24 protein-coding genes are annotated in these 26,440 nt (G+C 72.0%); 11 read left to right on the forward strand and 13 right to left on the reverse strand.

Annotated features, from left to right (window positions below; genetic code table 11):
* Positions 1 to 63 precede the first annotated feature (63 nt).
* The 4 genes from HCK04_RS20490 to HCK04_RS20505 form a co-directional block, all read right to left on the reverse strand.
* Positions 64 to 4,467: a cation-translocating P-type ATPase gene (locus HCK04_RS20490; protein WP_142648994.1), complete on the reverse strand. Its 4,404-nt coding sequence runs from the start codon at positions 4,465 to 4,467 to the stop codon at positions 64 to 66.
* A gap of 431 nt (positions 4,468 to 4,898) precedes the next feature.
* On the reverse strand, positions 4,899 to 5,249 hold the full coding sequence (locus HCK04_RS20495) for an STAS domain-containing protein (protein WP_168066112.1): 351 nt from the start codon (positions 5,247 to 5,249) through the stop codon (positions 4,899 to 4,901).
* Positions 5,250 to 5,410: 161 nt separating this feature from the next.
* On the reverse strand, positions 5,411 to 6,268 hold the full coding sequence (locus HCK04_RS20500; protein ID WP_142648996.1) for an SAM-dependent methyltransferase: 858 nt from the start codon (positions 6,266 to 6,268) through the stop codon (positions 5,411 to 5,413).
* A 242-nt stretch (positions 6,269 to 6,510) separates the two neighbouring features.
* A complete protein-coding gene (locus HCK04_RS20505; protein WP_142648997.1) occupies positions 6,511 to 7,014 on the reverse strand; it encodes a VOC family protein in 504 nt (167 codons plus the stop codon).
* A gap of 163 nt (positions 7,015 to 7,177) precedes the next feature.
* Here HCK04_RS20505 and HCK04_RS20510 point away from each other — a divergent pair, with 163 nt between their 5' ends.
* Positions 7,178 to 7,390 carry a hypothetical protein gene (locus tag HCK04_RS20510; RefSeq protein ID WP_142648998.1) on the forward strand — a complete coding sequence of 71 codons (213 nt, stop codon included), beginning with the start codon at positions 7,178 to 7,180 and terminating at the stop codon, positions 7,388 to 7,390.
* Positions 7,391 to 7,575: 185 nt separating this feature from the next.
* Here HCK04_RS20510 and HCK04_RS20515 read toward each other — a convergent pair whose 3' ends face one another.
* Together HCK04_RS20515 and HCK04_RS42590 are read right to left on the reverse strand one after the other, a co-directional pair.
* Positions 7,576 to 7,794 (reverse strand): hypothetical protein, encoded by a 219-nt coding sequence (locus HCK04_RS20515; protein WP_142648999.1) that lies wholly within the window; start codon positions 7,792 to 7,794, stop codon positions 7,576 to 7,578.
* A gap of 428 nt (positions 7,795 to 8,222) precedes the next feature.
* Complete coding sequence (locus HCK04_RS42590) at positions 8,223 to 9,608, reverse strand: ROK family transcriptional regulator (protein ID WP_240971634.1); 1,386 nt, start codon at positions 9,606 to 9,608, stop codon at positions 8,223 to 8,225.
* Positions 9,609 to 9,905: 297 nt separating this feature from the next.
* Here HCK04_RS42590 and xylA point away from each other — a divergent pair, with 297 nt between their 5' ends.
* The 3 genes from xylA to HCK04_RS20540 all read left to right on the forward strand — a co-directional run bounded on the left by xylA (position 9,906) and on the right by HCK04_RS20540 (position 13,229).
* Positions 9,906 to 11,051: a xylose isomerase gene (xylA, locus tag HCK04_RS20530; RefSeq protein ID WP_142649000.1), complete on the forward strand. Its 1,146-nt coding sequence runs from the start codon at positions 9,906 to 9,908 to the stop codon at positions 11,049 to 11,051.
* A gap of 28 nt (positions 11,052 to 11,079) precedes the next feature.
* Positions 11,080 to 12,450, forward strand: coding sequence for a xylulokinase (xylB, locus tag HCK04_RS20535; protein WP_142649001.1), 1,371 nt, complete (start codon positions 11,080 to 11,082; stop codon positions 12,448 to 12,450).
* 125 nt (positions 12,451 to 12,575) lie between these two features.
* Positions 12,576 to 13,229, forward strand: coding sequence for a DUF998 domain-containing protein (locus tag HCK04_RS20540; RefSeq protein ID WP_142649002.1), 654 nt, complete (start codon positions 12,576 to 12,578; stop codon positions 13,227 to 13,229).
* 254 nt (positions 13,230 to 13,483) lie between these two features.
* On the opposite strand, the gene HCK04_RS20545 is transcribed toward HCK04_RS20540, so the two are convergent.
* Complete coding sequence (locus HCK04_RS20545; RefSeq protein WP_142649003.1) at positions 13,484 to 14,179, reverse strand: type 1 glutamine amidotransferase domain-containing protein; 696 nt, start codon at positions 14,177 to 14,179, stop codon at positions 13,484 to 13,486.
* A 133-nt stretch (positions 14,180 to 14,312) separates the two neighbouring features.
* Here HCK04_RS20545 and HCK04_RS20550 point away from each other — a divergent pair, with 133 nt between their 5' ends.
* Positions 14,313 to 15,251, forward strand: a complete 939-nt coding sequence (locus tag HCK04_RS20550; RefSeq protein ID WP_142649004.1) for a LysR family transcriptional regulator — start codon at positions 14,313 to 14,315, stop codon at positions 15,249 to 15,251.
* A gap of 101 nt (positions 15,252 to 15,352) precedes the next feature.
* Here the strand turns inward: HCK04_RS20550 and HCK04_RS20555 are convergent, their stop codons facing one another.
* From HCK04_RS20555 to HCK04_RS20570, 4 genes are read right to left on the reverse strand one after another with little or no spacing between them, the layout of a single operon-like run.
* Positions 15,353 to 15,928: an ATP/GTP-binding protein gene (locus tag HCK04_RS20555; protein ID WP_142615891.1), complete on the reverse strand. Its 576-nt coding sequence runs from the start codon at positions 15,926 to 15,928 to the stop codon at positions 15,353 to 15,355.
* Positions 15,909 to 16,274, reverse strand: a complete 366-nt coding sequence (locus HCK04_RS20560; RefSeq protein WP_142615892.1) for a DUF742 domain-containing protein — start codon at positions 16,272 to 16,274, stop codon at positions 15,909 to 15,911. Before HCK04_RS20560 ends, HCK04_RS20555 begins: the two co-directional genes overlap by 20 nt.
* Positions 16,275 to 16,287: 13 nt before the next feature.
* Positions 16,288 to 16,695 (reverse strand): roadblock/LC7 domain-containing protein, encoded by a 408-nt coding sequence (locus HCK04_RS20565; RefSeq protein ID WP_030507694.1) that lies wholly within the window; start codon positions 16,693 to 16,695, stop codon positions 16,288 to 16,290.
* Entirely contained in the window at positions 16,692 to 19,235 is a 2,544-nt protein-coding gene (locus tag HCK04_RS20570; RefSeq protein ID WP_168066114.1) for a nitrate- and nitrite sensing domain-containing protein, read from the reverse strand. Before HCK04_RS20570 ends, HCK04_RS20565 begins: the two co-directional genes overlap by 4 nt.
* Before the next feature lie 186 nt (positions 19,236 to 19,421).
* On the opposite strand from HCK04_RS20570, the gene HCK04_RS20575 reads away from it, so the two are divergent.
* Together HCK04_RS20575 and HCK04_RS20580 are read left to right on the forward strand one after the other, a co-directional pair.
* Complete coding sequence (locus tag HCK04_RS20575; RefSeq protein ID WP_142649006.1) at positions 19,422 to 20,237, forward strand: SDR family NAD(P)-dependent oxidoreductase; 816 nt, start codon at positions 19,422 to 19,424, stop codon at positions 20,235 to 20,237.
* Positions 20,238 to 20,543: 306 nt separating this feature from the next.
* Positions 20,544 to 21,593, forward strand: coding sequence for an acyltransferase family protein (locus HCK04_RS20580; protein WP_142649007.1), 1,050 nt, complete (start codon positions 20,544 to 20,546; stop codon positions 21,591 to 21,593).
* 131 nt (positions 21,594 to 21,724) lie between these two features.
* On the opposite strand, the gene HCK04_RS20585 is transcribed toward HCK04_RS20580, so the two are convergent.
* Entirely contained in the window at positions 21,725 to 21,862 is a 138-nt protein-coding gene (locus HCK04_RS20585; protein ID WP_168066116.1) for a hypothetical protein, read from the reverse strand.
* Between the two features lie 92 nt (positions 21,863 to 21,954).
* Here HCK04_RS20585 and HCK04_RS20590 point away from each other — a divergent pair, with 92 nt between their 5' ends.
* From HCK04_RS20590 to HCK04_RS20600, 3 genes are all read left to right on the forward strand, one after another.
* Positions 21,955 to 22,317 carry a M23 family metallopeptidase gene (locus HCK04_RS20590; protein WP_168066118.1) on the forward strand — a complete coding sequence of 121 codons (363 nt, stop codon included), beginning with the start codon at positions 21,955 to 21,957 and terminating at the stop codon, positions 22,315 to 22,317.
* A gap of 274 nt (positions 22,318 to 22,591) precedes the next feature.
* Complete coding sequence (locus HCK04_RS20595; protein WP_030507699.1) at positions 22,592 to 22,792, forward strand: hypothetical protein; 201 nt, start codon at positions 22,592 to 22,594, stop codon at positions 22,790 to 22,792.
* 48 nt (positions 22,793 to 22,840) lie between these two features.
* Positions 22,841 to 24,349: a flotillin family protein gene (locus tag HCK04_RS20600; protein WP_142649009.1), complete on the forward strand. Its 1,509-nt coding sequence runs from the start codon at positions 22,841 to 22,843 to the stop codon at positions 24,347 to 24,349.
* A 49-nt stretch (positions 24,350 to 24,398) separates the two neighbouring features.
* On the opposite strand, the gene HCK04_RS20605 is transcribed toward HCK04_RS20600, so the two are convergent.
* Positions 24,399 to 25,241 (reverse strand): helix-turn-helix transcriptional regulator, encoded by an 843-nt coding sequence (locus tag HCK04_RS20605; RefSeq protein ID WP_185949003.1) that lies wholly within the window; start codon positions 25,239 to 25,241, stop codon positions 24,399 to 24,401.
* Between the two features lie 161 nt (positions 25,242 to 25,402).
* On the opposite strand from HCK04_RS20605, the gene HCK04_RS20610 reads away from it, so the two are divergent.
* Positions 25,403 to 26,434 carry an aldo/keto reductase gene (locus HCK04_RS20610; RefSeq protein WP_312845753.1) on the forward strand — a complete coding sequence of 344 codons (1,032 nt, stop codon included), beginning with the start codon at positions 25,403 to 25,405 and terminating at the stop codon, positions 26,432 to 26,434.
* Positions 26,435 to 26,440: the final 6 nt, after the last annotated feature.

Here is a 26,440-nt window from a genome sequence, read left to right on the forward strand (position 1 = left end):
CGATCACGTGCTGACCGATCACGTGCTGACCGATCACGTGCTGACCGATCACGTGCTGACCGATCACGCTGCCGGTGCGGGCAGGTGGGCGGCGGCCCTGCGGCGTTCGGCCTCGGCGCGGGTCGCCGCCTCCCTGACCGGGCGCTGCACGAGCATTCCGGCCAGTGTGGCAGCGGTCGCGCTGCCCAGCCCGATGACCCAGCCCACCGGGCCGAGCGGCCGGCAGCCGAAGACGGCGCTGACCCCCGGCACCGTGACGATGAACCACAGGACGGCCAGCGACGACAGCGACGCGAGCACGACGATCCTGTCCCGGCCGCCCCCCGCGAGCGTCTGCAGGAGCTGCGCGGACACGAGGGCGACCAGGCCGATCGTGTTCGCGCGCCCGCGGGTGCCCGTCATGCGTCCGAGGATCCACGCGACCGTCGCCGCCGCCGTCGTGACCGCCGCCCGCAGGTAGATGTCGCGGGTCAGCGACGCGCCCAGCGACGCCTCGGGGCCCTCGGCCAGCAGCTCGTCCGGATCGGTCGACGCGGGCGGCCGTACGGCGACCGCCATGGCCGGCACCATGTCGGTGAGCAGGTTCACCAGCAGGAGCTGCCGGGCGTTGAGCGCGCTCCCGCCGGCCAGCAGGTTGGACCCCACGGTGAACGCGATCTCGCCGATGTTGCCGCCGAGGAGGATGCTCAGCGAGTCGCGCACCGAGGTCCACATCGCCCTGCCCTCGACGATGGCGTCCACGATCGTCTCGATGCGGTCGTCGGTGACGACGAGGTCGGCGGCGGACCGCGCGGCGGGCGTCGCGCGGGAGCCGAGGGCGATCCCGACGTCGGCCGTACGGATGGCGGGCGCGTCGTTGGCGCCGTCACCGGTGACGGCGACGACCTCACCGGCCCGGCGCAGGCACGTGACGATCCTGGCCTTGTGCGCGGGGGTGGTGCGGGCGAAGACCGCCACCTGGGGCAGCACCTTGGTCAGCGTCTCGTCGTCGAGCTCGTCCAGCTCGGGACCGGTCATGACGCGCCGGCCGTTCAGCGCGTTCAGCTCGACCGCGATGGCCTCGGCGGTGCTGGGGTGGTCGCCGGTGACCATGACGATCCGCACCCCGGCCCGCATGAGGCGCCCGACGCTCTCCGCGGCCGTGGACCTGACCGGGTCGGCCAGGCCGAGGAAGCCGAGGAAGCACAGCTCGTCGATGCGCGACTCGTCGAGGTCGCTCCGGTCGGAGGCGGGCCGCTGCGCGACGGCGAGCACCCGGTAGCCCTGCCGGGCCAGCCGCTCCACCTCGTGCACCAGCTCCGCGCGCACGGTCTCGTCGCAGGGCACCGCCCCGGTGTCGCGGTGCACGGTGGTGCAGTGGGTGAGCACGATCTCGGGCGCGCCCTTCACACTGAGCAGGTGCCCATGCTCGGTGCGGCCGAGCACGGCGTGGTAGCCCCGGCCCGGTTCGAACGGCAGCTCGTCCACGCGCTCCCAGCTCTCGAACCCTTCGGCCGGCGTGACGCCGAGCCGGTGGGCGCCTTCGAGCACCGCGCGGTCGGTCGGGTGGGCGATCACCCGTCCCCCGCCGGACTTGGGGCTGGCCCGGACGGCCGCGGCGAGGACGCGCCGCAGCCACGCGTCCGCCTCCTCCAGCGGACGGCCCGACCACCCGTTCGACAGGTGCCGCAGGCTGATGCGGCCCTCGGTCAGCGTGCCGGTCTTGTCGAAGCACAGCACGTTGACCCGGCCCAGGGCCTCGATGGTGGACGGGTTGCGCACCAGGGCGGCGCGCCTGGACAGCCGCCGTGCGGCGGCCAGCTCCGCCACCGTGGCGACGAACGGCAGCCCCTCGGGCACGGCGGCGACCGTCAGGCTGACGGCGGGCGTGAGCGCCGCGGCCAGCGGCCGTCCGCGCAGGAGGTCGGTGAGGAGCAGCACCACACCCGAGGCGATCGACAGCGGCAGGATGCGCCGGCTCAGGTCCCGAAGGCGCAGCTCGACGCCGGTCGGCGGGCTCGGCTCGCCCGCGAGCCTGGCGCTGCGCCCCGACTCGGTCATGTCGCCGGTCGCGACGACCACCGCCCGGCCGCTGCCCGCCGCGATCGAGGTTCCCTGGTAGACCATCGAGCTGCGGTCGGCGACGGCCGCCGCCACGGTCGGCGCGGCCGTCTTCGTGACGAGCTGCGACTCGCCGGTGAGCGTCGACTCGTCCACCTCCAGCCCGACGGCCTTGATGACGCGGGCGTCCGCGGGCACGGCGTCCCCTGCCCGCAGCTCGATGACGTCGCCGGGCGCGAGGTCGGCCTTCGTCGTCTCGACGACGCCGCCGGGGCGGCGCAGCCGTACGAGGACCTCGGTCGACTCGGTCAGGCTCAGCAGCGCCCGGTCGGCCTTGAACCGCTGCACGCCGCCGAGGAACGCGTTGATGACCATGACCCCGCTGATCAGCACGGCGTCGAGCACCGAGCCGACGAGGGCCGAGATGCCCGCGCCGGTCGCGAGGGCGGGCGTGAGCGGGTTGGCCAGCTCCTCCAGCGTGGCCCGGGCCAGCGAGTGCGGCCCCTCCGCCTCCTCGGGCACGGCCTGCGCGCGGCGCCTGCCCGCCTCCTGCTCGCCGATGCCCTCCGACGAGGAACGGAGCCGCGCGAGCACCTCACGCGCCGACATGGCGTGCCATGGTGTGCTGTCGGCGCGGGCCGGGGTGGAGACGCGGCCGGCGTTCTGCCCGTCCCACTCGCCGAGCACGATGGCGCCCAGCGAGACGGCGGCGCTGGCGAGCTGCGCCCGGCGCAGGGCGGTGGCGGCCGGGCCCGCGACGGCCAGCAGGGTGCCGACGCACGCGCCCGCCGCGCCGAGCCGTACGGCGTTCGCGCTGTTGCCGCGCGCCCGGGGCAGGCAGCGCAGGAACAGGTGGACGCCGTTCAGCTCGCCGGCGATGTCGGCGTCCCACGGCACCACGTGGCCGGGTTCCTCGGCAGCAGGATCGACCACACCGACGCCGATGTCGGCCTGGGCGAGCGCGTGCCAGGCGTTCTTCGACACGACGGCCACGCAGTGGCCCGCCGCCTGCAGGTCGTGCACGTGCCCGGCGAGCTCGGGGCCTCCGGGCAGCGTACGGACGATCCCGAGGCGCTGGGCGAGGCCCTCGTCGCCGCCCGCGAGCATGACCGTGCCGGCCGCCTTGGCGGCGCTGACGACGGGCACGGCCAGGGCGTCGATCTCCGGGGCGAGACCGGCGACGGCGACCCGTGAGCCGTCCCTCGACACCTCCACCGCCCGCAGTCCGCGTGACCGCCAGAGGTCGGCGTCCGAGAGCAGGAGATCGGGGTCGGGCAGCGGACGGACCGACCAGTCCTCCACGGTCGCCGTGTGGCCGGGGTCGGAGAAGTCGATGAGCGAGTAGAGCCGGGAGTACAGCTCGCCGGTGTCCTCCCCCTCACGCAGCGGCTCGACCCGGTCGATCGTCCACGAGCCGGTCGTCAGCGCGTCGGCGTGCAGGATGACGGTGTCGACGCGGTCCATCTTGCGCAGGCAGTCGGCGTCGAAGACGACCGTGTCGTGCTTGCCGAGCGCGCGGGTGATCGCGCCCGCGAACGCGTCGCGGCTGAGGTCGGCGACCCGTGGAGTGCCGGCGACGAGGATCGACACGGCCCGTTCGCCCCGCATGAGCGCCCGCGTCAGCGCGTACGCGGCGGCGCTGATCGGGGCGACCACGTCGGCGTAGCGCTCGATCGGCCCGTGCGGCAGGTGGGTCGGCCGCTGCCGGGTCTCGGCCCTGATGTGGTGGTAGGCGCCCGGACGCGTGGCGAGCCGCTCCTCCAGCCTCTCCCACGCGTGCCGGCTGGCTCTGGTCTCGACATAGCGGCCCACGTTGGCGACGGCCTGCACGAACAGCGCGGTGGGACGGAGCGTGAGGGTCTGGGTGACGAGGTTGGCGGTGTTGAACAGGGCGTCGGTGGGACCATGCCCCAGCCTGCGGTCGAGCTGTTCGCGGATCGCGGGCGTGGCGTTGACCAGTTGCAGCAACGCGGGCACGGCCACTGGGAGCTGCGGGGCCCGGATGGCCCTTCCCAGGAAGATCAGCCCGATTCCGGCGATGCCGGCCGTCAGCCGTACGGTCGCCCGCAGGTGCTCCTCGACGAGCTGGACGGGGCTCTCGTGGGCGTGCTCCTCCTGCTCGTCCAGCTCCGTGACGAGGGTCAGCAGCTTGTCGTGGTCGACCCGGTCCGGGTCGCAGGCGACGAAGACGGCGGAGATGCGGCCGTTGACCTCCGCCCGCTCGACGCAGGGGAGGGCCTCGAGCCGCTCCTCCAGATGACTCGCCGCGTCCTCGGAGCCCGGCCGGCCGATCCCGCGCAGGTCGATGCGCACCCCGCCGGGGCAGACGTGCATGTCGCGCGGGCAGGGAAGCAGCTCCCGGAACGGCTCGGGCAGCACGCCGCGCAACAGGGTCAGGGACGTCGTGAGCGCCTGGTTCAGGAACATTCGGCTCTCCAGCAGATGGGAGCCCGGACGCCGGGTCCGGGAAGGAACGGGCGGCCGCACCGGAGGGCCAGCCGGTGGGGGCCAGGTCGCCTCGTCACCGCGGCGCGAGCGCGCGGCTGCGGCTGTGCCACGTCGGCGGACGGCCGCAGACATCGGTGGCGGGCTGCCGGAGTGCCCGGAAACACCTCATCCCCCTCCTCGCGAGAGTCGGGGGGAACTCACGAATGGATTCCGCCTGAACCCATACGAAGGCTCAGGCGGCGGTCATAACGGTCGTGTGCGACCGTCCTCGGATACTTTTCCTCCATCCGGAGCCCGAGAAACGCGGGAATGCGAGAAACGCGGGAATACGGGCGTGAGGGGAAAATCCGGATGAGGTGGGAGTGAGGGAAACTGATCGGCGCGCCGAGGGGGCGCGCCGGGCCGCGGAGTCACCCGATGGTGAACGCGGGCCAGTCGAGCAGGGTGAGCAGCTTGCGCAGGCTCGGCTTGACGTTGTCGAGCCGGATCGGCCGGCCCACGGGAGAGTCGGACAGCAGGGCCAGGGCGCGCAGGCCGGAGAGGTCGATGAACTGGAGCTCGGCGACGTCCACGGTTCCCGTGCCCGGGCTCGCCCACTGCCGGTGCAGGGCGTCGGCCATCGCGTCGCCGTTGGTGAGGTCGATCTGTCCGATCAGCCGTACGCCGCCGTCTTCGGAGGAGCGTACGACCAGTTGCTCGTCGAGATAGAGCAGAGTTCTCTTGCTCTGGGCCGATTCGAGCGACCCATTGACGATCATCATGTCGGTGCCGCCTTCCATGTAGAGGGGCAGCCACCTCCGAGCATCACCGTCGCCGCTCACCGGCGTCAACCCGGCCGCCGTACGGCCGCGCCGTACGGCCGAGAGCGGTTCCGTCGCCGAATGGCCCGCTGCCTGCGGCGACGCGCTCCCGGCCGTACGTTTCAGGCTTTGTGCGCGACGCCGCCGACGAACGTGTGATAGGTGATGCCGGGCTCGAAGACCTCACCCGGGTCCGGCCGCCACTCCGGGAGCGGCACCAGGCCGGGTTCGAGGAGCGGCAGGTCGCCGAAGTAGGCCAAGATCTCCTCGCGGGTGCGCCACCGGCCAGTGCCCAGGTTCTCGTTGAACAGCTTTTCGGCCGTGGTCGCCTGCGCCGACACATCGGGCATGCTCGGCCCCGGGTTGTGGAAGTGGGACAGCGCCAGATAGCTGCCCGAGGGCAGGGCCTCGCGGAAGCGCGCGGCGATCCCCTGGGGGTCCTCGTGGTCGTTGACGTGATGCAGGATCGCGAACAGCAGCAGGGCCACCGGCTGGTCGAAGTCGATGAGCGCGCGGACCCCGGGGTGCCCCAGGATCGACTCCGGGTCGCGGATGTCGGCCTCGACGACCGTGGTGCTCCCGTTGGTCGCGAGCAGCGCCCTGCCGTGCAGGAGCACGATGGGGTCGTTGTCGACGTAGACGACGCGAGCCTCCGGGGCGACCTTCTGGGCCACTTCGTGCACGTTGCCCTGCGTGGGCAGGCCCGAGCCGATGTCGAGGAACTGCCGGATGCCCGCCTCGGCGGCCAGATGGTGTACGACGCGCCGGAGGAAGGCGCGGTTCGACCGGCCCGCCGCGGGGGCGTCCGGGGCGATCCGCAGCGTGGCCTCGCCCACCTGCCGGTCGATGGCGTAGTTGTCCTTGCCGCCGAGGAAGAAGTCGTAGACACGGGCGATGCTCGGCTTGCTCGTGTCGATCCTGGCGAACGCCTGGGCGCGTCCGGCAGGGTCGTCGCCCGGGTGCTGGTCGTTGTCGGCCATGATCCGTCCTGTTCCTCGCCGTGCCGGTTCAGATCATGATCATGCTATGAGCTTCCGGGGCCGCAGAGAAGGATGTTTGCGCTAAATGGCGCGAACCGGTCGGCCAGCGAACAGCATCGGCCGGCGAAGTGTCCGGTCGGAGGGTGAAGTGTCCGGTCGGAGGGTGAAGTGTCCGGTCGGAGGGCGGTCGTGGTGGGCGGCCGTGGACAGCGGGCCGCCCACGGGTGCGCACGAGTGCCGGATCAGACGCTGACGCCGACCCCGCCGCGCGTCTGCGCGCCGTAGCGCTCCAGCTCCTTCGCGAGGTCGAGCGGCCTGATCTGGGCGCGTCCGTCGAGGACCTCCTGGGTGATCAGGTCGGCGGGCACCAGCCAGGACACCTCGAACTCCAGCCCGTCCGGATCCTTCGCGTAGAGGGCCTTGGTGGTGGAGTGGTCGGACGCGCCGACCAGGGCGTTCATCTCCGTCAGCCTGGTCGCGATCCGGTGCAGCTCGGCGAGCGTGTCGACCTCCCAGGCGAGGTGATAGAGGCCGACCGTCGCGCGCCCGGCGGCCGACGGCCCCGCCTGCGCCCCGATCTGGAACAGCCCGAGGTCGTGGTCGTTCGAGGAGCCCTCGGCCTGCAGGAAGGCCGCCCCGGGGAACGACTGGACGACGCGGAAGCCGAGGGCCTCCTGGTAGAAGGCCACGCTGCGGGAGACGTCCCGCACGTACAGCACGGCGTGGTTGAGTCGCTGGACCGGCATGACGCCCTCCCGAAAACTTGAACGCTCAAGTAATTGTACCTCGGTGGGTTTCCCGGAAACTGTCGGTGCCAGGTCGTACGGTTGCCACCGGGCAGCGCCGGGGGCGCTGCCCGGGAGCGGTCCGGAGATCGGTGCCGGCGAGAGGCCGGCGGAGGGGGACGACATGATCGTGGACAGGGCGACGCGGGAGCACGAGGACAACCTGGTCCTGTTCCGGGCGGTGCACGAGGTCGCGGTCCGTCATGCCGGCGCGCCGTACCACCAGGTGATCTCGGCGCTGACCGCCTGCCTGCCCGACACTCCCCGATTGGCCGACGACGAACTGCGGCGCATCGCCGAGGAGATCACCCTCGGCCGCGATCCCTCGGGCTTGTGAGCTGCCGCCTGCGGCATCGCGAACGCGTGCCGAGGCGTCGGGCTCAGGGACCGCCATGGTTGACGCTGTGAGCCTCCACAGTCCGAGGCCGGCACTCGCCTGACCGGCGTGCTGCCGGTCGCCAGTGCCGGTCGCCGCTGTCGGCGCGCAATGCCCACGGGTGGCGCGGAGCGGACGGCGAGGTGTCAGTCCATCTCGCGGACCGGCATGCTCTGCTCCATGGTGCAGGCGGTGGGCTGCGATCCGCAGAACGCGGCCTGCAGTTTGAGCGAGTGTGTCTTGGTGATCGGTCCCTGCGACCGCCCCATCACGAAGGCGGGGGAGACGGATCCGTTGAGGCTCTGGTTGAACCGGCCCGAGGCGGACCTGCCCTGGACGGCGTTCGCGCGCCCTCCTGCGATCATCTGACGTCCGCCTCCACCGGTTCTGCGGACGCGGCCGGCCGTGGGCTCCTCGTGTACGGGCGGCGGGGTGGCACGCACTGCTGCGGACGGTCGGGGGCCATGCGTCGCTGCCGGCGGTGAGGCGAGACGCGCCGTCGCGGGCTGTGCGGCGCAGATTCCCGCCGCCGGGATCATGAGTGCGGCCATGGCCAGCCGCCGGGCCGTGAGGACTACGGCGTCGACGGGGGGCCGCGTCCAGTAGCGGGACATATCGCTATAACGCCTTCCTGCTGGACGGCCGGCGAAGAGCGCCGGCCGTCCGGGTTCCGTGGATCGGCGGCCTCATACCCGGCCGGCGCGGGTCCGTGACCTGTGCTGGGCAAGATCGGCACAGGTCCTTACGGCTTCTTGGCGCCCCGGTCCACGGTGCCCGGCCGGGGTGCTCGCGGTCAGGTGTGCAGGAGCGCGGCGGGGTCGGCCATGACCTGCTCGATCACCTGGCCGGCCGCGCCGAGGGCGGCGGCCTCTGCGCCGAGCCGTGACACGACCACGGGCGGCACGGCGCCGCGCATCTGGCCGAGCCGGTCCTTCAGCGTGTCGGCGACCATGTGGCCGATCCAGGGGAAGAGCGGCGCGTAGATGCCGCCGAGGACGATCGCGTCGGGGTCCACGAGGTTGACCGCCGACGACAGAGCCACGCCGAGCGCCCAGGCCGCCCGCTCGCAGGCGGCACGCGCGTCCGCGTCGCCTTCCTGGAGCCGGGACAGCACCCACGCCACGCCCTGCTGCGCGGGCAGGAGCATCTCGGGTGAAGACGACGGTTCGCGCGGCTCCCCCGACGTGCCCGTCTTCCCCGATGTGCCCGTCTCTCGCGATTTGTCCGTCTCCCCTGCTTTGCCGGCATCCTCGCGCGGCGGCATCCCGCCCGGCGGGTTCCCGGGCGCCGCAGCTGGCGGCGCGACAGTCGAGGGCGCCGCAGCCGGGGGCACGGGGGCGGGCCGGACCGAGGCGGCGGCGCGGGCGGCGGTCAGAAGGGCGTCCTGGCCCGCGTACTGTTCGAGGCAGCCCCGCCCGCCGCAGCGGCACGGCGGGCCGTCGGGGGAGACGACGACATGTCCGAGCTCCCCGGCGAAGCCGTGCGCGCCACGGAAGAGCCGGCCGCGGACCACGAGGCCCGCACCGATGCCGATCTCTCCCGACACATGCAGGAAGTCAGGCAGCCCCGACCCGAACCACAGCTCGCCGAGCGCGGCCAGGTTGGCCTCGTTCTCCACACGTACGGGGAAGGGGAACCGCAGGAGCGACGCCAGCGGCACGTCGCGCCAGCCCAGGTTCGGCGCGTTGTGGACGACGCCGCTGGTCATGTCCACAGGGCCGGGTACGGCCAGCACGCCGCCGACCACCCGCAGGCCGTTCTCCACAGCTTCATCCACAACCGCGGAGGCCAAATCCCCAAGTCGCGCGATCACATCCACAGGGGGTGCGGCCCGGTTGTCCACAGCCTGTGTACGACGCAGCCGTACCGTCCGGGCGAGATCGACCACGCACACCGCGAGATAGTCGACGTTCACCTCCAGACCGAGCGCGGCGACGTGCTGACCGCTGATCCGGATCTCGACGCCGGGCCTGCCGCGCTCGCCGTCCCGGACGGCGCCGGTCTCCACCACGAGCCCGCCTTCGATGAGGTCGCCGACGAGCTTCGACACGGTGGTCTTGGTCAGGCCGGTCATCTCGGCGAGGGCGGCCCGGGTCACCGACTCCCGGGCGCCGACCGCGGCGAGGACGAGCGCCAGGTTGCGGGCGCGCATCGCGTCATGCCGCAGGGCCTGCGTCATCGCACCCTCCACGCCACCTCATCACGGTCGCGGCTCTCGCGCCCGTGCCGTCCGTAGCTCTCGTGCTCGTGCTCGTACCGCCGGCTGCGCTCGCGCTCCTGCACACGTGCGGCCCGCCTCACGCCGTTCCCGCCCGCGTCATCGCACCCCTCCACGCGACTCCCGCCGCACGCCCGACGGGCTGTGCCATCACATCTTCCACTGCCGGAGGTTGATAACCCGGACACACCCCCTTGACCCTGCGGCTCCTCACGTCCGATATTTAGTCCACAACATAGACTAATTCGGAGGCGACCCATGTACACCCCCACTCCCGAGGACCGCTTCACGTTCGGGCTGTGGACCGTCGGCTGGCAGGCGCGCGACCCGTTCGGCGACGCCACCCGGGCCCCGCTGGACCCGGTCGAGAGCGTCCACCGCCTTGCCGAGCTCGGCGCGTACGGTGTGACCTTCCACGACGACGACCTCCTCGCGGTGGAGCCGGACCGGACCAAGGCCATCGAGAGCTTCAAGAAGGCGCTCAGCGAGACCGGCATGAAGGTGCCGATGGCCACGACCAACCTCTTCACCCATCCGATCTTCAAGGACGGCGGGTTCACCAGCAACGACCGCGACGTCCGGCGCTACGCCCTGCGCAAGGTCATGCGCAACATCGACCTCGCCGCCGAGCTGGGCGCGAAGACGTACGTGTGCTGGGGCGGCCGTGAGGGCGCCGAGTCCGAGGCCGCCAAGGACGTGCGGGTCGCGCTCGACCGCTACAAGGAGGGCTTCGACCTCCTGTGCCAGTACGTGATCGACAAGGGCTACGACATCCGGTTCGCCGTCGAGCCCAAGCCGAACGAGCCGCGCGGCGACATCCTGCTGCCGACGATCGGCCACGCCCTGGCGTTCATCAACTCGCTGGAGCACCCCGAGATGGTGGGCCTCAACCCCGAGGTCGGCCACGAGCAGATGGCCGGGATGAACTTCGTGCACGGCATCGCCCAGGCGCTGTGGCACGGCAAGCTTTTCCACCTCGACCTCAACGGCCAGCACGGCCCGAAGTACGACCAGGACCTCATCTTCGGCCACGGCGACGTGAAGAACGCGTTCTTCCTCGTCGACCTGCTGGAGAACGGCGGCTACGACGGCCCGCGCCACTTCGACTACAAGCCGCTGCGCACCGAGGACAAGAACGACGTCTGGGAGTCGGCCGCCGCCAACATGCGGACCTACCTCATCCTCAAGGAGAAGTCGAAGGCCTTCCGCGCCGACCCCGAGGTGCAGGAGGCGCTGGCCGCCAGCAAGCTCACCGAGCTGGCCCAGCCGACCCTGGCCGAGGGCGAGACCTACGACGACATCCTCGCCGAGTCGATCGACGTGGACGAGGTGGCGGCCCGCGGCTTCCACTTCACCCGGCTCAACCAGCTCGCGCTGGAGCACCTCCTCGGCGTGCGCGGCTGACCGGTACGACGAGAGCGGAGGGACGACTGTGACGCTGGTCGCGGGGGTCGACTCGTCGACCCAGAGCTGCAAGGTCGTCATCCGGGACGCGGAGAGCGGGGCCCTCGTGCGCGAGGGCCGCGCCTCCCACCCCGACGGCACCGAGGTCCATCCCGAGCACTGGTGGTCCGCGCTGCAGAGCGCGATCGAGCAGGCGGGAGGGCTCGCGGACGTCGCGGCGGTGAGCGTGGGGGCCCAGCAGCACGGGATGGTCTGCCTCGACGAGGACGGCGAGGTGGTCCGGCCCGCGCTGCTGTGGAACGACACCCGCTCGGCCGGAGCGGCGGCCGACCTGGTCGCCGAGCTGGGCGGCCCCAAGGCGTGGGCGGAGGCCGTCGGCAGCGTCCCGGTGGCCTCCTTCACCGTGACGAAGCTCCGCTGGCTCGCCCGCAACGAGCCGGACAACGCCGCCCGCACACGGTCGGTGTGCCTGCCGCACGACTGGCTCACCTGGCGGCTCGCCGGGCGGCCCGGCACGATCACGACCGACCGGGGCGACGCCTCCGGCACCGGTTATTGGTCGCCGGCGACCGGTGAATACCGCACCGACCTGCTCGAACTGGCCATGGGCAGGGTGCCGGAGCTGCCCCGTGTGCTCGGTCCCGCCGAGCAGGCGGGCACGGCCGAGCAGGGCGGCGCGCTGCTCGCGCCGGGCACGGGCGACAACATGGCGGCGGCGCTCGGCGTCGGCATGCGGCCCGGTGACGTGGTCGTGTCGATCGGCACCTCCGGGACGGCGTTCGCCGTCGCCGAGGGGCCGTCCGCCGACCCGTCAGGGGCGGTCGCCGGGTTCGCCGACGCCACCGGGCGCTACCTTCCGCTGGTCTGCACGCTGAACGCGGCACGGGTGCTGGACGCGGCGGCCCGGATGCTCCGGGTCACGGTCCAGGAGCTGAGCGACCTGGCGCTGCGGGCCCCGGCGGGCGCGGACGGGCTGGTGCTCGTGCCCTACCTGGAGGGGGAGCGCACGCCGAACCTGCCCGACGCCACCGGTTCGCTGCACGGCCTGCGGCTGGGCAACTCCACGCCGGAGCACCTGGCCCGGGCGGCGGTGGAGGGCATGCTCTGCGGGCTCGCCGACGCGCTCGACGCCCTCGGTCTCGAACCGCAGCGGGTGCTGCTCATCGGCGGCGGTGCGCGGTCGGAGGCGGTGCGCCGCATCGCCCCGACCGTCTTCGGGCGTCCGGTGCTCGTCCCCACCCCCGGGGAGTACGTCGCGGACGGCGCGGCCAAGCAGGCCGCCTGGCTGCTGTCGGGGCAGCCGGAACCCCCGCATTGGGACACGGGCGACACCGAGTCCTACGAGGCCGATCTGACGCCTGACCTGCGCGAGCGCTACCACGAGGCCGCGCAGCAGTAGCCGTCCGAGGTGGGGCCCGGGCCGCAGGTCTGGGCCCCACCCTGAGACGACCCTGACCCTTTCTCGGGGGCATCTACGCGTTGTCCCGGATGTCGGGAACGGGCCGTGCGCGGGATCCTGACCATATGGTCAAGAGGATCTATCCCCTGCTCGCCTGTGGCGGCATCCTGTTCGCGGTCGTCACCGTGGTGGCGGCGCAGGTGGCCGGGGACTCCTCCTTGGACCCCGTCTCCATGACGATCAGCCAGTACGCCGCCCGCGACGGGGGCGGCGCCATCGAGACGGCCATGGCCGTCCTCGGCCTGGCCTCGCTCGCGCTGCTGGCCGGGATGCGCGCGCTCGACGCGCCGGTGCACGGCTGGCCCGCCCGCCTGATCGGCCTGTGGAGCGTCTCGCTCGTCGGTGCGGCCGTGATCCCGTCCGGCACGGTCTGGCAGGGGGACGTTCACGGCGCCCTGTCGGTGGCGGCCTTCGTGAGCGTGCCCGCCGCCGCCATCCAGTTGGTGGGCCGCCTGGGACAGGACGAGCGGTGGAAGGCCGTCGCCCGGCCGCTGGAGTGGCTGACGCTCGCCTCCGGTCTCGGCCTGGCGGCCATCACGTACGTCGCGCTGCCCGGCCACGGCGTCATGATCGGCCTGGTGGAGCGGCTGCTGCTGACCGCCGAGGTGGCCGTCCTCGGCGTGCTCGCCGTACGGCTCGCGCAGCTCGTCTGGGGGCCGACGCTCAGGGCGTGGATCGGCGGACGGCGCGCCGCGCGCGACTTCCTGGTCCACCGCTGAGCAGCGTCCGCTGGAGGGGGCGGCACGCCGGATCGTGCGGGCGCGGGGGCGCCGCACGATCCGGCCGCGCCGTCAGTGACCTGCGGGGATCACGGATCGCCGAGCAGGTCGCGCAGGCGCTCGGCGTACGGGCGCCAGTCGAGGCCCCTGGCCGCCGCCCAGGCGTCGTCGTGGCACGGCCGGCCTTCCCCCCAGGCCATGGGCCCGCAGACGGCGGCCGATCGCGGCGGACGTCGCTCCGGTGCCCGCCCCGATCAGCCGAGGGTCTTGAGCAGTTCGGCGGCCAGCGGGGCGGAGGAGGCGGGGTTCTGCCCGGTGAGGACGTTGCGGTCGACGACCACGACGGGCGCCCAGGGCTCGCCTGCGGAGAACCGCACGCCCAGGGCGACCAGCCGGTCCTCCAGGACCCACTTCACCCGGTCGGCGAGCCCGGCCAGGGTCTCCTCCGCCCTGGTGAAGCCGGTGATCTCATAGCCGGTGAAGGGCGAGGCGCCGTCCGGACCCTCGGTGGCCAGGAGGGCGGCCAGGCCGTGGCAGACCAGGGCCACCGGCGTGCCCGCGGCCATGACGTCGGTCAGCAGGCGAGCCGAGTGCGGATCGGCCGCCAGATCCTCCATCGGGCCGTGCCCGCCGGGGTAGAACACCGCGGCATACTCGGCCGGATCGACGCTCTCCAGCGCGATCGGGTTCCGGAGCTCCGCGGCGGACCGGAGCGTGGCTGCCATCGCGTCCGCGCCCTCCTGGCCGCCGTTGACCTCGGGGGCGAGGCTCGCCTGGTCGACCGGGGGCACGACGCCGCCGGGGGTGGCGACGACCACCTCGTGCCCGGCCTCGGTGAACGCCAGGTAGGGAGCCGCGAACTCCTCGGCCCAGAAGCCGGTCGGATGCTCGGTCCCGTCGGCCAGCGTCAGGTGGCGCGCACCGGTCATCACAAAAAGGATCTTCGCCATTACTCGTGCTCTTTCCGGAGTCCTCGCTCAAGGCGAGGGTGAGGTGAGCCGACGACGCCCTGCGGCCCGTCGGCGAGGGAACGAGCTGGATCGTAGGCGGCTCAGGCATCAGAGAACCAATAGCATTCGCTGCATGAGCCATAGGAACGCCTATGCGTCGGGAGACCGGGCGGCGGGCGGGCCCCTGGATCTGATGCTGCTGCGGACCTTCCTCGCCGTCTATCGCGCCGGCTCCTTCACCGCGGCCGCCGCACTGCTCGGGCTGTCGCAGCCGACCGTGACGAGTCAGGTGCGCACGCTGGAGGAGCAGCTCGATCGCCAGTTGTTCGAACGGCTGCCGCGAGGAGTGGCCGCCACGTCGGTGGCCGACGAGCTGGCCGCACAGGTCGCGGGCCCGCTGGACGAGCTGGCGGTGGTGGCCGGACGAGGACGCCTGGGCGGGGAGTCCTCCGAGCCGGTGCATCTCGGGGGTCCGGCCGAGATGCTGAGCGTCCGGGTGCTGCCCGCCCTGGCACCGCTGGTCGAGCAGGGCCTGCGGCTGCGCGTCACGGCCGGGCTGGCCGACGACCTGCTGGAAGGCCTGCGCGCAGGGCGTTTCGACCTGGTCTTCTCGGCGATCCGGCCGAGGGGCCGCACCGTGGTGGCCACACCGCTCATGGACGAGGAGTTCGTGCTGGTGGCCGCGCCCGCCTGGGCGGACCGGATCGGCCCCGTCGCCTGCGATGATCCCGGCGCCCTGAACGACGCCCCGCTGGTCGCCTACGCCGAGGACGTGCCCATCCTCCGCCGATATTGGCGCCACGTCTTCCGTACGCGCCTGACCAGGTCGCCCGCGGTGACCGTGCCCGATCTGCGCGGTGTGCTGGCGGCCGTCGTCGCCGGAGCCGGAGTCACCGTGCTGCCGCGCTACCTGTGCGCCGGCGAGCTCGACAGCGGCGAGCTCGTCCTGCTCCTCGACCCGGACGACCCGCCCATCAACACCGGCTTCCTCGCGCAACGGGCGGGCGCATCCGTACGCCGCCAGGTCACCCTCGTCCGAGACCGGCTGGTGCAGGAGGCCCGCCACTGGTGAGAGCCGGAGCGCTCGTCATCGACGACGGCTGACGGACGGGAGCACCGCCCGCCGGCGCGTACGGAGTGGTCAGTCCAACATTGACGGGGGTGGGCCCGGTGCTAGCGCTGGGCCGCCGTCAGCATCTTGAGCGCGTGCTCCACGAGCGTGACGAGCACGACCTTGGCCGAGGCGCGGCGCCGTACGTCGCAGAGCAGGACGGGGACGTCCGGGTCGAGGTCGAGGGCGATCCGCACGTCCTCGGGCTCGTGCTGCTCGGCGCCGTCGAAGCAGTTGACCGCGACGATGAACGGCGTGCCGCGCTGCTCGAAGTAGTCGATCGACGGAAAGCAGTCGGTCAGCCTGCGGGTGTCGGCCAGCACGACGGCCCCGAGCGCGCCGTAGGACAGCTCGTCCCACATGAACCAGAACCGTTCCTGTCCGGGGGTGCCGAACAGGTAGACCACGAGCCCTTCCCTGATGGTGATGCGGCCGAAGTCCATGGCCACCGTCGTGGTCGTCTTGCCTTCCACGCCGTCGGTGTCGTCGACGCCGACGCCGCGATCGGACAGCACCTCCTCGGTGCGCAGGGGGCGAATCTCGCTGATCGCGCCGACCAGCGTGGTCTTGCCGACGCCGAAGCCGCCGGCCACCAATATCTTGAGGGCGACCGGCTCCTCAGAGGGCGCGAAGGCCATTGATCACTTCCTTGAGAATGCGCTCGCTTGGCAGCGGCGCCACCTTGCCCGGAGCCCGTACGTCGACGAGTCCGAGGTCGTGCAGATCCCCGATCAGGACGCGGACCACGCCCAGCGGCAGGTCGATGTCGGACGCGATGTCCGCCACCGACGCGCCTCTGCGCGCGATATCGAGGATCCGCCGCTGCTCGGGGCCAATGCCGGGGACGTCCCTCGGTGAGCCCTTGGTGGTCACCATGGTGATCAGGTCGAGCTTGGCCCCGGAGTGCCGTGCCCGGCCCCCCGTCAGCGCGTAGGGCCGGACCAACGGCCCGGCCTCCTCGTCCATCCACTGGGGTCCCGTCATGTGGCCACCAATCTCATGGGGAGATCCGCCGCGGGTTGGTGGAGATGTGCTGCCCCACCCGCTTGACCAGCATCGCCATCTCGTAAGCGATGTGCCCGACGTCGGCGTCGGAGGCGGCCAGCACGGCCAGGCAGGTGCCCTGGCCGGCGGCCGTGACGAACAGGAACGCGGCCTCCATCTCCACGATGGTCTGCCTGACCTCGCCCCCGCCGAAGTGGCGTCCCGCGCCTCGCGCCAGGCTCTGGAACCCGGCGGCGACCGCGGACAGGTGCTCCGCGTCCTCCCGGCTCAGCCCCTGGGAGGCTCCAACGACGAGACCGTCGGTGGAGAGGATCACCGCCTGGCGGACGGCGGCGACCCTGCTGATGAGATCGTCGAGCAGCCAGTTCAGTTCGCCGGTCGACGTCGCTTTGCCGGTCATTCGTCACCCTTCTCGCCGTGCGTGTTGTGTGCGTGATCACCGGGTGCGGCCCCACCCGGCTGATCGGAGTCCTCCCGGCCTCGCAGCGCGCCGCGCTGGAAGGCGCTGAACATCGCCCTGGCCTCCTCCGGTGACCGCTCCTCCACGGTCGGGGCGGACAGCGGCGGCGTCTGCGGACCGGTCTCCTGCGACTGGGCGCGAAGCTGCGGGGCGATGTTGGCCTGACGGACCCGGCGCGGCAGGCCGGCGTGGGTGCCGTTGGAGACGGGGCCCCTGGCCCGCTGCCTGCTCGTCCGCTGCGCCAGGCCGTTCGCGCCCACCCCGGCGGCGGCGGTCGCGGGCTCGGCGGCCGGTGCGGGGGTGGGGCCGGAGCCGTTGGGCCGCGGGGAGAGGTCGTCGCGCGCGGCGGAGGGCACCGCGTCGGTCCGCAGGGCGGCCGGCGTGAAGAACGGGGACGGCTCGGACGCGCCCGTGCGCTCCTCCCGGTCGCCCGTCTTCCCGGAAGCGTCACCCGATGCGGGAGCGTCGTCGGGAACGTCCTTCGCGACCTCCCCGACGAGCGTACGGACCTCGCGGGGCTCCCCGGTGGGGGCGGAGCCGCGCAGCCCGAGATCGGCCTGGAGCGTGTCGCTGAGCGAAATGTCGGTGTCGCTGCCGCCGGCGGCCAGCGCGGGCTTCGCGTGGGAGCCGCGCGAGGGCGGGCCCGCCAGCGCCGCGGGCGAGCCCTCGTCCACCACCAGGGACCGGGGCATGAGCACGATCGCCGTCGTCCCGCCGTACGGCGAACCGCGCAGGACCACCCCGATCTCGTGCCGGGCGGCGAGCTGGCCGACGACGAAGAGCCCGAGCCGGTCGCTGTCCGCCAGGTCGAACTCCGGCGGGTCGGCCAGACGCCGGTTGATCTCGTCGTACTCCTCGGGCGCCAGGCCGAGACCACGGTCCTCGACCTCCACCGCGAGCCCGTTGGCGACGACCTCCGCGCGCACCTCCACCCTGGTCTGCGGAGGCGAGAAGATCGTGGCGTTCTCCAGCAGCTCGGCGATCAGGTGCACCACGTCGGCCACGGTCGCACCGGCGATGGCGATCTCCGGCATCGGGGCCATCGTGATGCGGGTGTAGTCCTCGACCTCGGAGATCGCGGCGCGGACCACGTCGATCAACGGCACCGGCTTGCGCCACGCCCGTCCGGGCACGGAGCCGGACAGGATGATCAGGCTCTCCGCGTGGCGGCGCATGCGGGTGGTCAGGTGGTCGAGCCGGAAGAGGTCCTCCAGGCTCTCCGGGTCCTCGGTGCGGCGCTGCATCGTGTCGAGGAGCGTGAGCTGGCGGTGCAGCAGGGTCTGGTTGCGGCGGGCCAGGTTGAGGAAGACCTGGCTGACGCCGCGGCGGAGCGCGGCCTGGCCGACCGCGGCCTCCACCGCCGTGCGCTGGACGGAGCTGAACGCCCGCGCGACGTCCTCGACCTCGTTGGACCCCGTCGCCTTGATCGGGGGCGCCTCGGTCTCGACGTCCACGTCCTCGCCCCGCCGCAGCTTGCCGACGACCTGCGGCAGCCGTACGAGGGCGAGTTCGAGCGCGGCGTCGCGCAGGCCGGCGAGGTCGCGGGCGAGCCGGCGGCCGAACCGTACGGAGAAGATGATCGTGGCGATGATCACCACGAGACCGAGCCCGCCGGCGATCAGGATGCGGAGCATGATCCCGGTGGCGACCGTGGTGGCGGAGCCGCTGAGCGCGTCCGAGGCCTTCACCCGGGCCGAGTCGAGCCGGAGGATCAGCTGGTCGACGGTCGGCGACCACTTCTCGGCGTCCGCCGGGAGCGGGCCGCCGGAGCGCACCTGGTTGACGATCTCGTTCTCCAGGGCGGTGAACCGGTCGAACAGCGGCGAGGTGAGCACCTGCTCGTACGGCGCCCGCATCTCACCGCTGAGGATGGGCCGGTTCTTGCTGTAGAGGAACCGCCGGGTGGCGACCCACTCGCTGAAGGCGTTCTGCTCGTCGGCCGTCATCGTGCCGCTGGCGAGCGCGCCGCGCACGAGGGCGTCCTCACGAGTGATCATCTCGTGCGCGTTGCCCATCCCCTGCATGGCGCTGGCCTGCTGGAAGGTGGTCAGGTCGGGCACCGAGACGAGCCGCTCGTAGAGCGCGAACAGGTCGTCCATGATCGCGTTATACGCGGTGATCGTGGTCAGCCGGTCGGACCTGCCGAGCGAGACGCCCTCCCGGATCGTGGGGAGGCGTTCGAGGGAGGACAGCAGGGACTTCAGGGGTGCCTCGAGCTCCTCGCTCATGGCGTCGCGGGTGGCCTCGTCGGCGGCGGACTTCTTGAACTTCTCCGCGGCGGCGGTGGTCTTGGCCTGCTGGGCGGTGAGCGCGGCCGACGTCGTGCGGCCGCTGCTGAGGACGCCGGCGGTCAGCGCGCGCTCGGCCTGGATCTGGGTGCCGAGGTCGGTGGAGGTGACTCCGATGGTGTCGTACAGCGTCTTGGAGTGCAGGAGGACGAGGCCGTCCCCGACCGTGAGCTTTAGGGCAAACCCCCACATAGCACTCAACATGAGCAATGGCAGGAGCAGCAACAAGAAGATCTTGAACCGAATCGACCGGTTTCTCGAACCCATGGCCACTCCTGCATTGCTGGAGGCTCGCGCCGCATTTATGGGGGAATGCACCTCCGGAAGATCGCACAGAAGGCTAGCACCGATACAGTTCTGGCGCAGTGGGAGGAACTGATGATTACTGTAATCACTGGGGCAGGTGCCGGAATCGGTGCAGCGTCTGCCCTTGATCTCGCCCGGCGAGGTCACCAAATCGTGCTCGTCGGACGCACCCCGGAGAAGCTCCGCGCCGTCGCGGACCGCGCGGAGCAGGCCGGCGGAAGCCGTCCGGACACGCTCGTCGCGGACTTCTCCTCCCTCGATCAGGTGCGCCGGCTCGCCGCGGACCTGCTCGCGCGCTACGAGCGCATCGACGTGCTGATCAACAACGCCGGCGTGATGACGCCCGACCGCCGGACCACCGTGGACGGCAACGAGATGATGATCCAGGTCAACCACCTGGCGCCGTTCCTGCTGACTAACCTGCTCCTCGACCGGCTCACGGCGTCCTCCGCCAGGGTCGTCACCACCTCGTCCCGGGCCGGGAAGTCGGGCCGCATCGACCCGGCCGACCTGTCGAGGGAGCGGCGGCGCTGGAACGGCTGGCTGCAGTACGGCGACACCAAGCAGGCCAACGCGCTGTTCACCGTGTCGCTCGCCGAGAGGGGCCTGGCCGCCACGTGCCTCCACCCCGGCGTGCTCAAGACCTCGTTCGCCGAGGGCACGTTCTTCATGAAGCTGGTGTGGCTCCTGCCGGGCATGGGCGAGCCGCCGGAGGCCGGGGCCGAGCGCATCGTCCATCTCGCCACCCACCCCGACGGGGTCGATCACCCGGGCCGGTACTTCGTCAAGAACGCTCCCGCGCGGGTGCCGGAAAGGATGTCCGACCCCGCCCTCGCCGCCGCACTGTGGGACGCGAGCCTCGCCGCCACCGGCCTGGCCGCCTCATAGGGCTCCCGCCTGTATCGCCGGTCGCGGGAAGACCAGGAAGACGGGGCGTCCGGCTGTTCACCCTGCCGCCTCCGCACCCTGGAGTCGCTTCCGGGCGGAACTCGCCGCCTTCGGCGGCCAGAGCGTCCGGCTTCGCCACCCGCTATCGGACCGCCCGACCCGGCGGGCCGGGTCCGGGTGGTGGCGCAGGGCGGGGGTGACGGGGATGGCGGGGATGGCGGGGTGCGGACGGGCGCGGGAAGAGTTCGGGGACTGTTCGCCCGCGGTTGCGCCGGTGCTCACGGACGGTGACTAGGGTCCGGGCGCATGACCGTGATCGCCCCCGTCCGCCCGGCCGGAAGGTCCGCCGCTCGTGACCCGCTGCTGGACAACGCCAAGTTCCTGGCCATCGTGCTGGTCGTTTCCGGGCATCTCGTCGAGGACCTGCGGGACGTTCCCGCGGCGCATGCGCTCTACTTCTTCGTCTACCTCTTCCACATGCCGCTCTTCATCGTCGTCAGCGGCTATTTGTCCCGAAATTTCACGTTTTCTCCTGGTAAGGCGCGCAAGCTCATCAGCGGCCTCGCGGTGCCGTACGTCATCTTCGAGGTGGCCTATTCGCTGCCCCGCTACTTCCTGTACGGCAAGCTCGAGATCAGCCTGCTCGACCCGTACTACCTGACCTGGTTCCTGATGTCGCTGTTCCTGTGGCGGCTGTCCACGCCGGTCTGGCAGCAGTTGCGTCACCCTCTGGTGATCGCGGTCGGGCTGTGCCTGCTGTCGGGCACCAGTGCCCTGCCCGACGAGTTGTCGATGAACCGCACGTTCGGCCTGCTGCCGTTCTACGTGCTCGGCCTCATGCTCACGCCGGAGCACCTCGACCTCCTGCGCGGGCGGCGGGCGAGGATCGCGGGCGGGGCCGTCCTGGCGGCGGCGCTCGCCGCCGCGTTCGCCGTGCACAGGCTCGTGCCGACGGAGTGGATCCGCTGGCGTCACTCCAACCACCAGATCGGCGTGGACGACCTGACCGGCACGCTGATCCGGCTCGCGCTGCTCGCGGCCGGAGCCCTGCTGGTGGCGGCGTTCCTGGCGGTCGCGCCGAGCCGCCGCACCTGGTTCACCGGACTGGGCGTCGCCACGATGTACGCCTACCTGCTGCACGGGTTCGTCGTGAAGGTCGCCGAGCGCTTCCACGACGTCCTCGTCAACCCGCTCGGCGTGACCGCCATGGCGGTCTCCGGGGTGGGGCTCGCGGCCCTGCTCTGCACGTCTCCCGTACGCAGGGCCTTCCGGTGGGCGGTGGAGCCCGACATCTCCTGGGCGTTCACCCGGCTGCGCCGGCCCGGGAAGCGGGAGCCCGCCGCGCCGGCCCGATAGACGGCACCGCGGATTGTTTCGTTGGTGCGAGCCACGGCGTGGCCGGTGCGCACCAACGATCACGCTCGTACACCGGAACTCAGTCCACAGGAGGCGCACAGGAAGCAGAAAGGACGACGATGAACGCTTCGTCAGCAGCGGTGAGAGGCCTGATCCTGCTCGCCGCACTGGTCGCCGGCGTGCTCGGGGTCGCCGTTCCCGCGCAGGCGGCCACCTATCACGTGACCGGTGCGGACGCCCAGGGCCTCGCCATCCAGAGCGAGCCTCACGTCAACCATGTGATCCGCTACGTGCCCAACGGCACCGCCCTCAACGTGACCTGCCAGATCAACAACGGCGACCAGGTCGACGGACTGACCCGGTGCTGTCCCCCGGTGGCGCGGGGACGGTCAGGTACGCCGGTTGGGCGCCTTCCGGGTGGGAGAGCTGCGGGCAGTACATCGTCGTCGACCACGGCGGCGGGTGGTGGAGCGTCGTGTGCCACCTCAGCGCCGTGTACGTCAGGACCGGCCAGACGGTCACGAACAACACGATCATCGGCCTGGTCGGGTCCACCGGCACGTCCGAGGCCCACCTGCACTTCTCCCTGGTGAAGAACGCCTCCATCACCGCGGCGGGCGGCGTGTACGGCGGGCAGAGCGCTCGTCCCCGGCACCTCTACCACCTGGGCTGCGGCGGCGGCTACTACGACTGGATCTCCCAGGGCATGCGGGTCTGCTACTGACCTCCGCATTCATCCGGCGCATCCAGCCGGCGCATTCATCCGGCGCATCCGTCCTGCGCATCCGGCCGGGCTCCGATTCGGGGGCCCGGCCCCGGCCGCGTACGGAACTTCCGACGGCGCCTTCCCGTTCTGTCAAGTGATGGTGCGAAGTAGGGCGGATTGCGCAGCCGGCGGGCCCGGGAACGGAACTCGGCTCTGTCACGGCGCGGTGATACGGGGTAACCTGCGCATTCGCGGTGCAGCCAGGAGCGGTGGAAACGACGGGGTGACGCGGGTGGTCGGCAGACAGGGCAGGGTCACGGGCAGGATCGGCCCGGGCCTTGTCGGCGAGGTGATGGTGCCTATCCGCGGGGGTGTCGAGGCGTTCTACGCCTATCCGAGCATTCCGGACGAGGAAATCCCGGTGGGGTCCATCGTCGTCGTCGTGGAGTATTCACCCCCGCGCACCGTCTACGTCGCTCGCGCGGTCGTCTGACCCGCGCCCTCCTCCACTCCCTGATCCCCCCACTACACGGAGGCTCCAATGTCACCGGAGATCCTGGTCGTGGGCGGTGTGGCCATTGTCGCCGTCATCGTCCTCATTCTCCTGTTCAAGGCCATCTGGCGGGTGGCCGAACCCAACGAGGCGCTGATCATCTCGGGCCTCGGCGCCCACACGAAGAACGAGCTGGCCGACAGCCTCGGCTTCAAGATCATAACCGGCAAGGGCACCGCCGTGCTGCCCGGCTTCCAGACCGCCCGGCGGCTGCGGCTCGACAGCCGGGCCACGAACCTGCAGGTCAACTGCGTGACCCAGCAGGGCATCCCGGTCCAGGTGCGCGGCGTGATCATCTACAAGGTGGGCGACGACTTCACCAGCATCGCGAACGCCGCCCGGCGCTTCCTCGACCAGCAGGACTCGATGAACGGCGCCATCCACGAGCTGTTCACCGGTCACCTGCGCTCGATCATCGGCAACCTGACCGTCGAGGATCTCATTCTCAACCGCGAGCGGCTCACCAGCGAGACCCGCAGCTCCGCCGCCGACGAGATGAGCAAGCTCGGCCTGGTGGTCGACTCGCTGCAGATCCAGGAGATCGAGGACGAGACCGGCTACATCACCAACCTCGGCAAGCCGCACGCCGCGAAGATCGCCGCCGCGGCGCGCATCGCCGAGGCGCAGCGCGACCAGGAGGCCACCGAAGCCGAGCAGATCGCGGCCGCCAAGAAGGCCGCCGCCGTCCGCGAGTCGCAGATCCAGCAGGCCGGCTATCAGGCCGAGGTGGACCAGGCGGCGGCCAAGGCCCGGCAGGCAGGCCCGCTGTCGGAGGCGACCGCGCGGCAGGAGGTCGTCGTCCAGGAGACCAGGGCAGCGGAGCTGGAGGCCCAGCTCGCCGAGCAGCGGCTCCAGTCGCAGGTCCGCAAGCCCGCCGACGCCAAGGCGTACGAGACCGTCACGCTGTCGCAGGCGGAGCGCGACGCCCGCATCGCCCAGGCCGAGGCCGAGGCCAGGGAGACCGAGCTGCGCGCCGCGGCCCAGGCGTCCCAGGTGAAGCAGGCGGCGGCGGCGGACGCCGAGGCCGTGCGCGTGCGTGGTGAGGCCGCCGCGGCGGCGACCAAGGCGACCGGTCTCGGCGAGGCGGAGGCCGCCAAGGCGCGGGGTCTCGCCGAGGCCGAGGCGGCCAGGGCGAAGGGTCTCGCGGAGGCGGAGGCCGCCAAGGCGAAGGGCCTGGCCGAGGCCGACGCGATCAGGGCCCGTTCCGAGGCGCTGCGCGAGAACCAGGAGGCGGTCATCGCCCAGCAGCTCGCCGAGAACTGGCCGCAGATCGTGGAGGCCGCCTCCAAGGCGCTCGGCAACGTCGATCACATGGTGGTGCTCAACGGCGCGCAGGGCATCGAGGAGATGCTGGCCAAGGCGCTCACGCTGGGCGGCACCGGGCTGGGCCTGGCCCGCGCCCTGCTGTCCGGCGGCACCCCCGGCTCGGCCAAGGACGGCGCGAGCGTCAACGGCGCCGAGCCGCCCACGAAGGACGCCATCGACGCCGCCTCCTGACGGCCCACGTCCGTCCCCGTCCCGTCTCCGTTCGCCGGGACGGGGACGTTCAGCCGTGGGTCAGGTCCTGGAGGCCGACCACGCGCAGCAGCTCCAGCCGCTCGTACGACTCGCTGCCCGGGCGAGCGGTGTAGACGATCAGCCGCTGGTCGTGCTCCGGGCTCAGCAGCACCTCGCAGTCCAGCTCCATCAGCCCGACCACCGGATGCAGGAAGCGCTTGACGTCGGAGCGGCGTACGGCGACGTCGTGGGCCTCCCACAGCGCCGCGAACTCCTCGCTGCGGGCCCGGAGCCGGCGTACGAGCGCGGCCAGCCGCGCGTCGCCCGGGCGGCGGGCGGCCGTGGCGCGCAGATCCGCCACCGCCGTGCGGGCGGCGTTGTCACGGTCTTCGGGCGGGAAGAGCTCCCGCGCCGACGGGTCGGTGAAGTAACGCCAGATGATGTTGCGCTCCGCCTCGGGGCGGGCGGACGTGTCACCGTGCAGTGCCTTGTCCATCGCGTTCTGCGCGAGGACGTCGCCGCGGTCGTTCACCACCTGGGCGGGGGTGTCGACCAGCCGGTCGAGCACGAGCAGCAGGCCGGGACGGACATGCTCCGTGGCCGTACGGTCCCGCGGCGGCTCCTCGCCGGCCAGGTGGAAGAGATGGTCGCGTTCGTCGCCGGTCAGCCGCAGCGCGCGGGCGACGGCGGCGAGCATCTGGCGGGACGGGTGCGAGCCCCTGGCCTGCTCCAGCCGCGTGTAGTGGTCGGTGGACATGCCCGCGAGCTGCGCGACCTCCTCGCGGCGCAGTCCGGGCGTACGCCGCCGCGCGCCCTGCGACAGCCCCACGTCGGCGGGGGTCACCCGGGCGCGGCAGTGGCGCAGGAAGTCGGCGAGTTCGGTTCTGTCCACACCCTTCACCATGCCCCCGGAAACCGGACGTTGCCAGGGACGGCCTGTCCCCGGATAAGGGCGTCTCTCCCGCCGGCGCCCGCACCGCCGGAGGCTGGGAAACGGCTCGGCGGACCCGCGCCGGAGCCACGGACGACCCGCATCCTTCGACGAAAGAAGGCATGGTTCGCATGCACTACCGCACGCTCGGCCGCACCGGCATCAAGGTCAGCCCCTTCGGACTCGGCGCGCTGATGTTCGCCACGTCCATCGGCAACCCCGATCCCGACGACACGGTTCGCATCATCCACAAGGCGCTGGACGCGGGGATCAACCTCATCGACACCGCCGACGCCTACGGCGACTCGGAAGAGATCGTGGGCAGGGCGCTCAAGGGACGGCGGGACAACGTCGTGCTCGCGACCAAGGTCAGCCGCCCCGTCGGCGACGATCCCAACCAGCAGGGCGCCTCGCGGCGCTGGATCATGACCGCCGTCGAGAACTCGCTGCGCCGCCTGCAGACCGACCACATCGACCTCTATCAGATCCACCGGCCCGACCCTGCCACGGACATCGAGGAGACGCTCTCCGCGCTCTCGGACCTGATCCGCAGCGGGAAGGTCCGCGCGATCGGGACGTCCGGCATGCCGGCGTCCGACATCGTCGAGGCCCAGTGGGTCGCCGAGCGGCGCGGCCTGGCCCGGTTCCGCACCGAGCAGCCCGCATACTCGCTGCTCAACCGCGGCATCGAACGCGAGGTGCTGCCGGCCGCGCAGCGCTACGGAATGGGCACGCTCGTGTGGGGCCCGCTCGGGCAGGGACTGCTCACCGGACGGGTCCGCAAGGGGCGGCAGAACGAGCTGCGCCGCGCCGGCTTCGTCACGCACGTCAAGGACGAGCAGCGCATCGAGGTCGTCGAGCGGTTCATCGCGCTCGCCGAGGAGGCGGGCCTGCCGCTGACCCATCTCGCCTTGGCCTTCGTCATCGCGCATCCCGGCGTGACCAGCGCCCTCCTCGGGGCGCGCACGATGAGCCACCTCGACGACCTGCTCGCGGGCGTCGACGTCACGCTCACCGACGACATCCTCGACCGGATCGACGCGATCGTGCCGCCCGGCACCGACGTCGGCACGCTCGACCAGGCGTACGTGCCCCCGGCGCTCCAGCAGGAGAGCCTGCGCCGCCGTCCCCTCGCCGAACGCGCCGCGGCCTGAAACCTC

Origin of the sequence: Microbispora sp. CL1-1, assembly GCF_012034195.1 — a bacterium.
GTDB lineage: Bacteria > Actinomycetota > Actinomycetes > Streptosporangiales > Streptosporangiaceae > Microbispora.

Coding starts and splice junctions, on each gene's coding strand:
- HCK04_RS20490 (WP_142648994.1), bottom strand. CDS start 4,467: ATGTTCCTGAACCAGGCGCTCACGACGTCCCTGACCCTGTTGCGCGGC.
- HCK04_RS20495 (WP_168066112.1), bottom strand. CDS start 5,249: ATGATGATCGTCAATGGGTCGCTCGAATCGGCCCAGAGCAAGAGAACT.
- HCK04_RS20500 (WP_142648996.1), bottom strand. CDS start 6,268: ATGGCCGACAACGACCAGCACCCGGGCGACGACCCTGCCGGACGCGCC.
- HCK04_RS20505 (WP_142648997.1), bottom strand. CDS start 7,014: ATGCCGGTCCAGCGACTCAACCACGCCGTGCTGTACGTGCGGGACGTC.
- HCK04_RS20510 (WP_142648998.1), top strand. CDS start 7,178: ATGATCGTGGACAGGGCGACGCGGGAGCACGAGGACAACCTGGTCCTG.
- HCK04_RS20515 (WP_142648999.1), bottom strand. CDS start 7,794: ATGATCGCAGGAGGGCGCGCGAACGCCGTCCAGGGCAGGTCCGCCTCG.
- HCK04_RS42590 (WP_240971634.1), bottom strand. CDS start 9,608: ATGACGCAGGCCCTGCGGCATGACGCGATGCGCGCCCGCAACCTGGCG.
- xylA (WP_142649000.1), top strand. CDS start 9,906: ATGTACACCCCCACTCCCGAGGACCGCTTCACGTTCGGGCTGTGGACC.
- HCK04_RS20540 (WP_142649002.1), top strand. CDS start 12,576: ATGGTCAAGAGGATCTATCCCCTGCTCGCCTGTGGCGGCATCCTGTTC.
- HCK04_RS20545 (WP_142649003.1), bottom strand. CDS start 14,179: ATGGCGAAGATCCTTTTTGTGATGACCGGTGCGCGCCACCTGACGCTG.
- HCK04_RS20550 (WP_142649004.1), top strand. CDS start 14,313: ATGAGCCATAGGAACGCCTATGCGTCGGGAGACCGGGCGGCGGGCGGG.
- HCK04_RS20555 (WP_142615891.1), bottom strand. CDS start 15,928: ATGGCCTTCGCGCCCTCTGAGGAGCCGGTCGCCCTCAAGATATTGGTG.
- HCK04_RS20560 (WP_142615892.1), bottom strand. CDS start 16,274: ATGACGGGACCCCAGTGGATGGACGAGGAGGCCGGGCCGTTGGTCCGG.
- HCK04_RS20565 (WP_030507694.1), bottom strand. CDS start 16,695: ATGACCGGCAAAGCGACGTCGACCGGCGAACTGAACTGGCTGCTCGAC.
- HCK04_RS20570 (WP_168066114.1), bottom strand. CDS start 19,235: ATGTGGGGGTTTGCCCTAAAGCTCACGGTCGGGGACGGCCTCGTCCTC.
- HCK04_RS20575 (WP_142649006.1), top strand. CDS start 19,422: ATGATTACTGTAATCACTGGGGCAGGTGCCGGAATCGGTGCAGCGTCT.
- HCK04_RS20580 (WP_142649007.1), top strand. CDS start 20,544: ATGACCGTGATCGCCCCCGTCCGCCCGGCCGGAAGGTCCGCCGCTCGT.
- HCK04_RS20600 (WP_142649009.1), top strand. CDS start 22,841: ATGTCACCGGAGATCCTGGTCGTGGGCGGTGTGGCCATTGTCGCCGTC.
- HCK04_RS20610 (WP_312845753.1), top strand. CDS start 25,403: ATGGTTCGCATGCACTACCGCACGCTCGGCCGCACCGGCATCAAGGTC.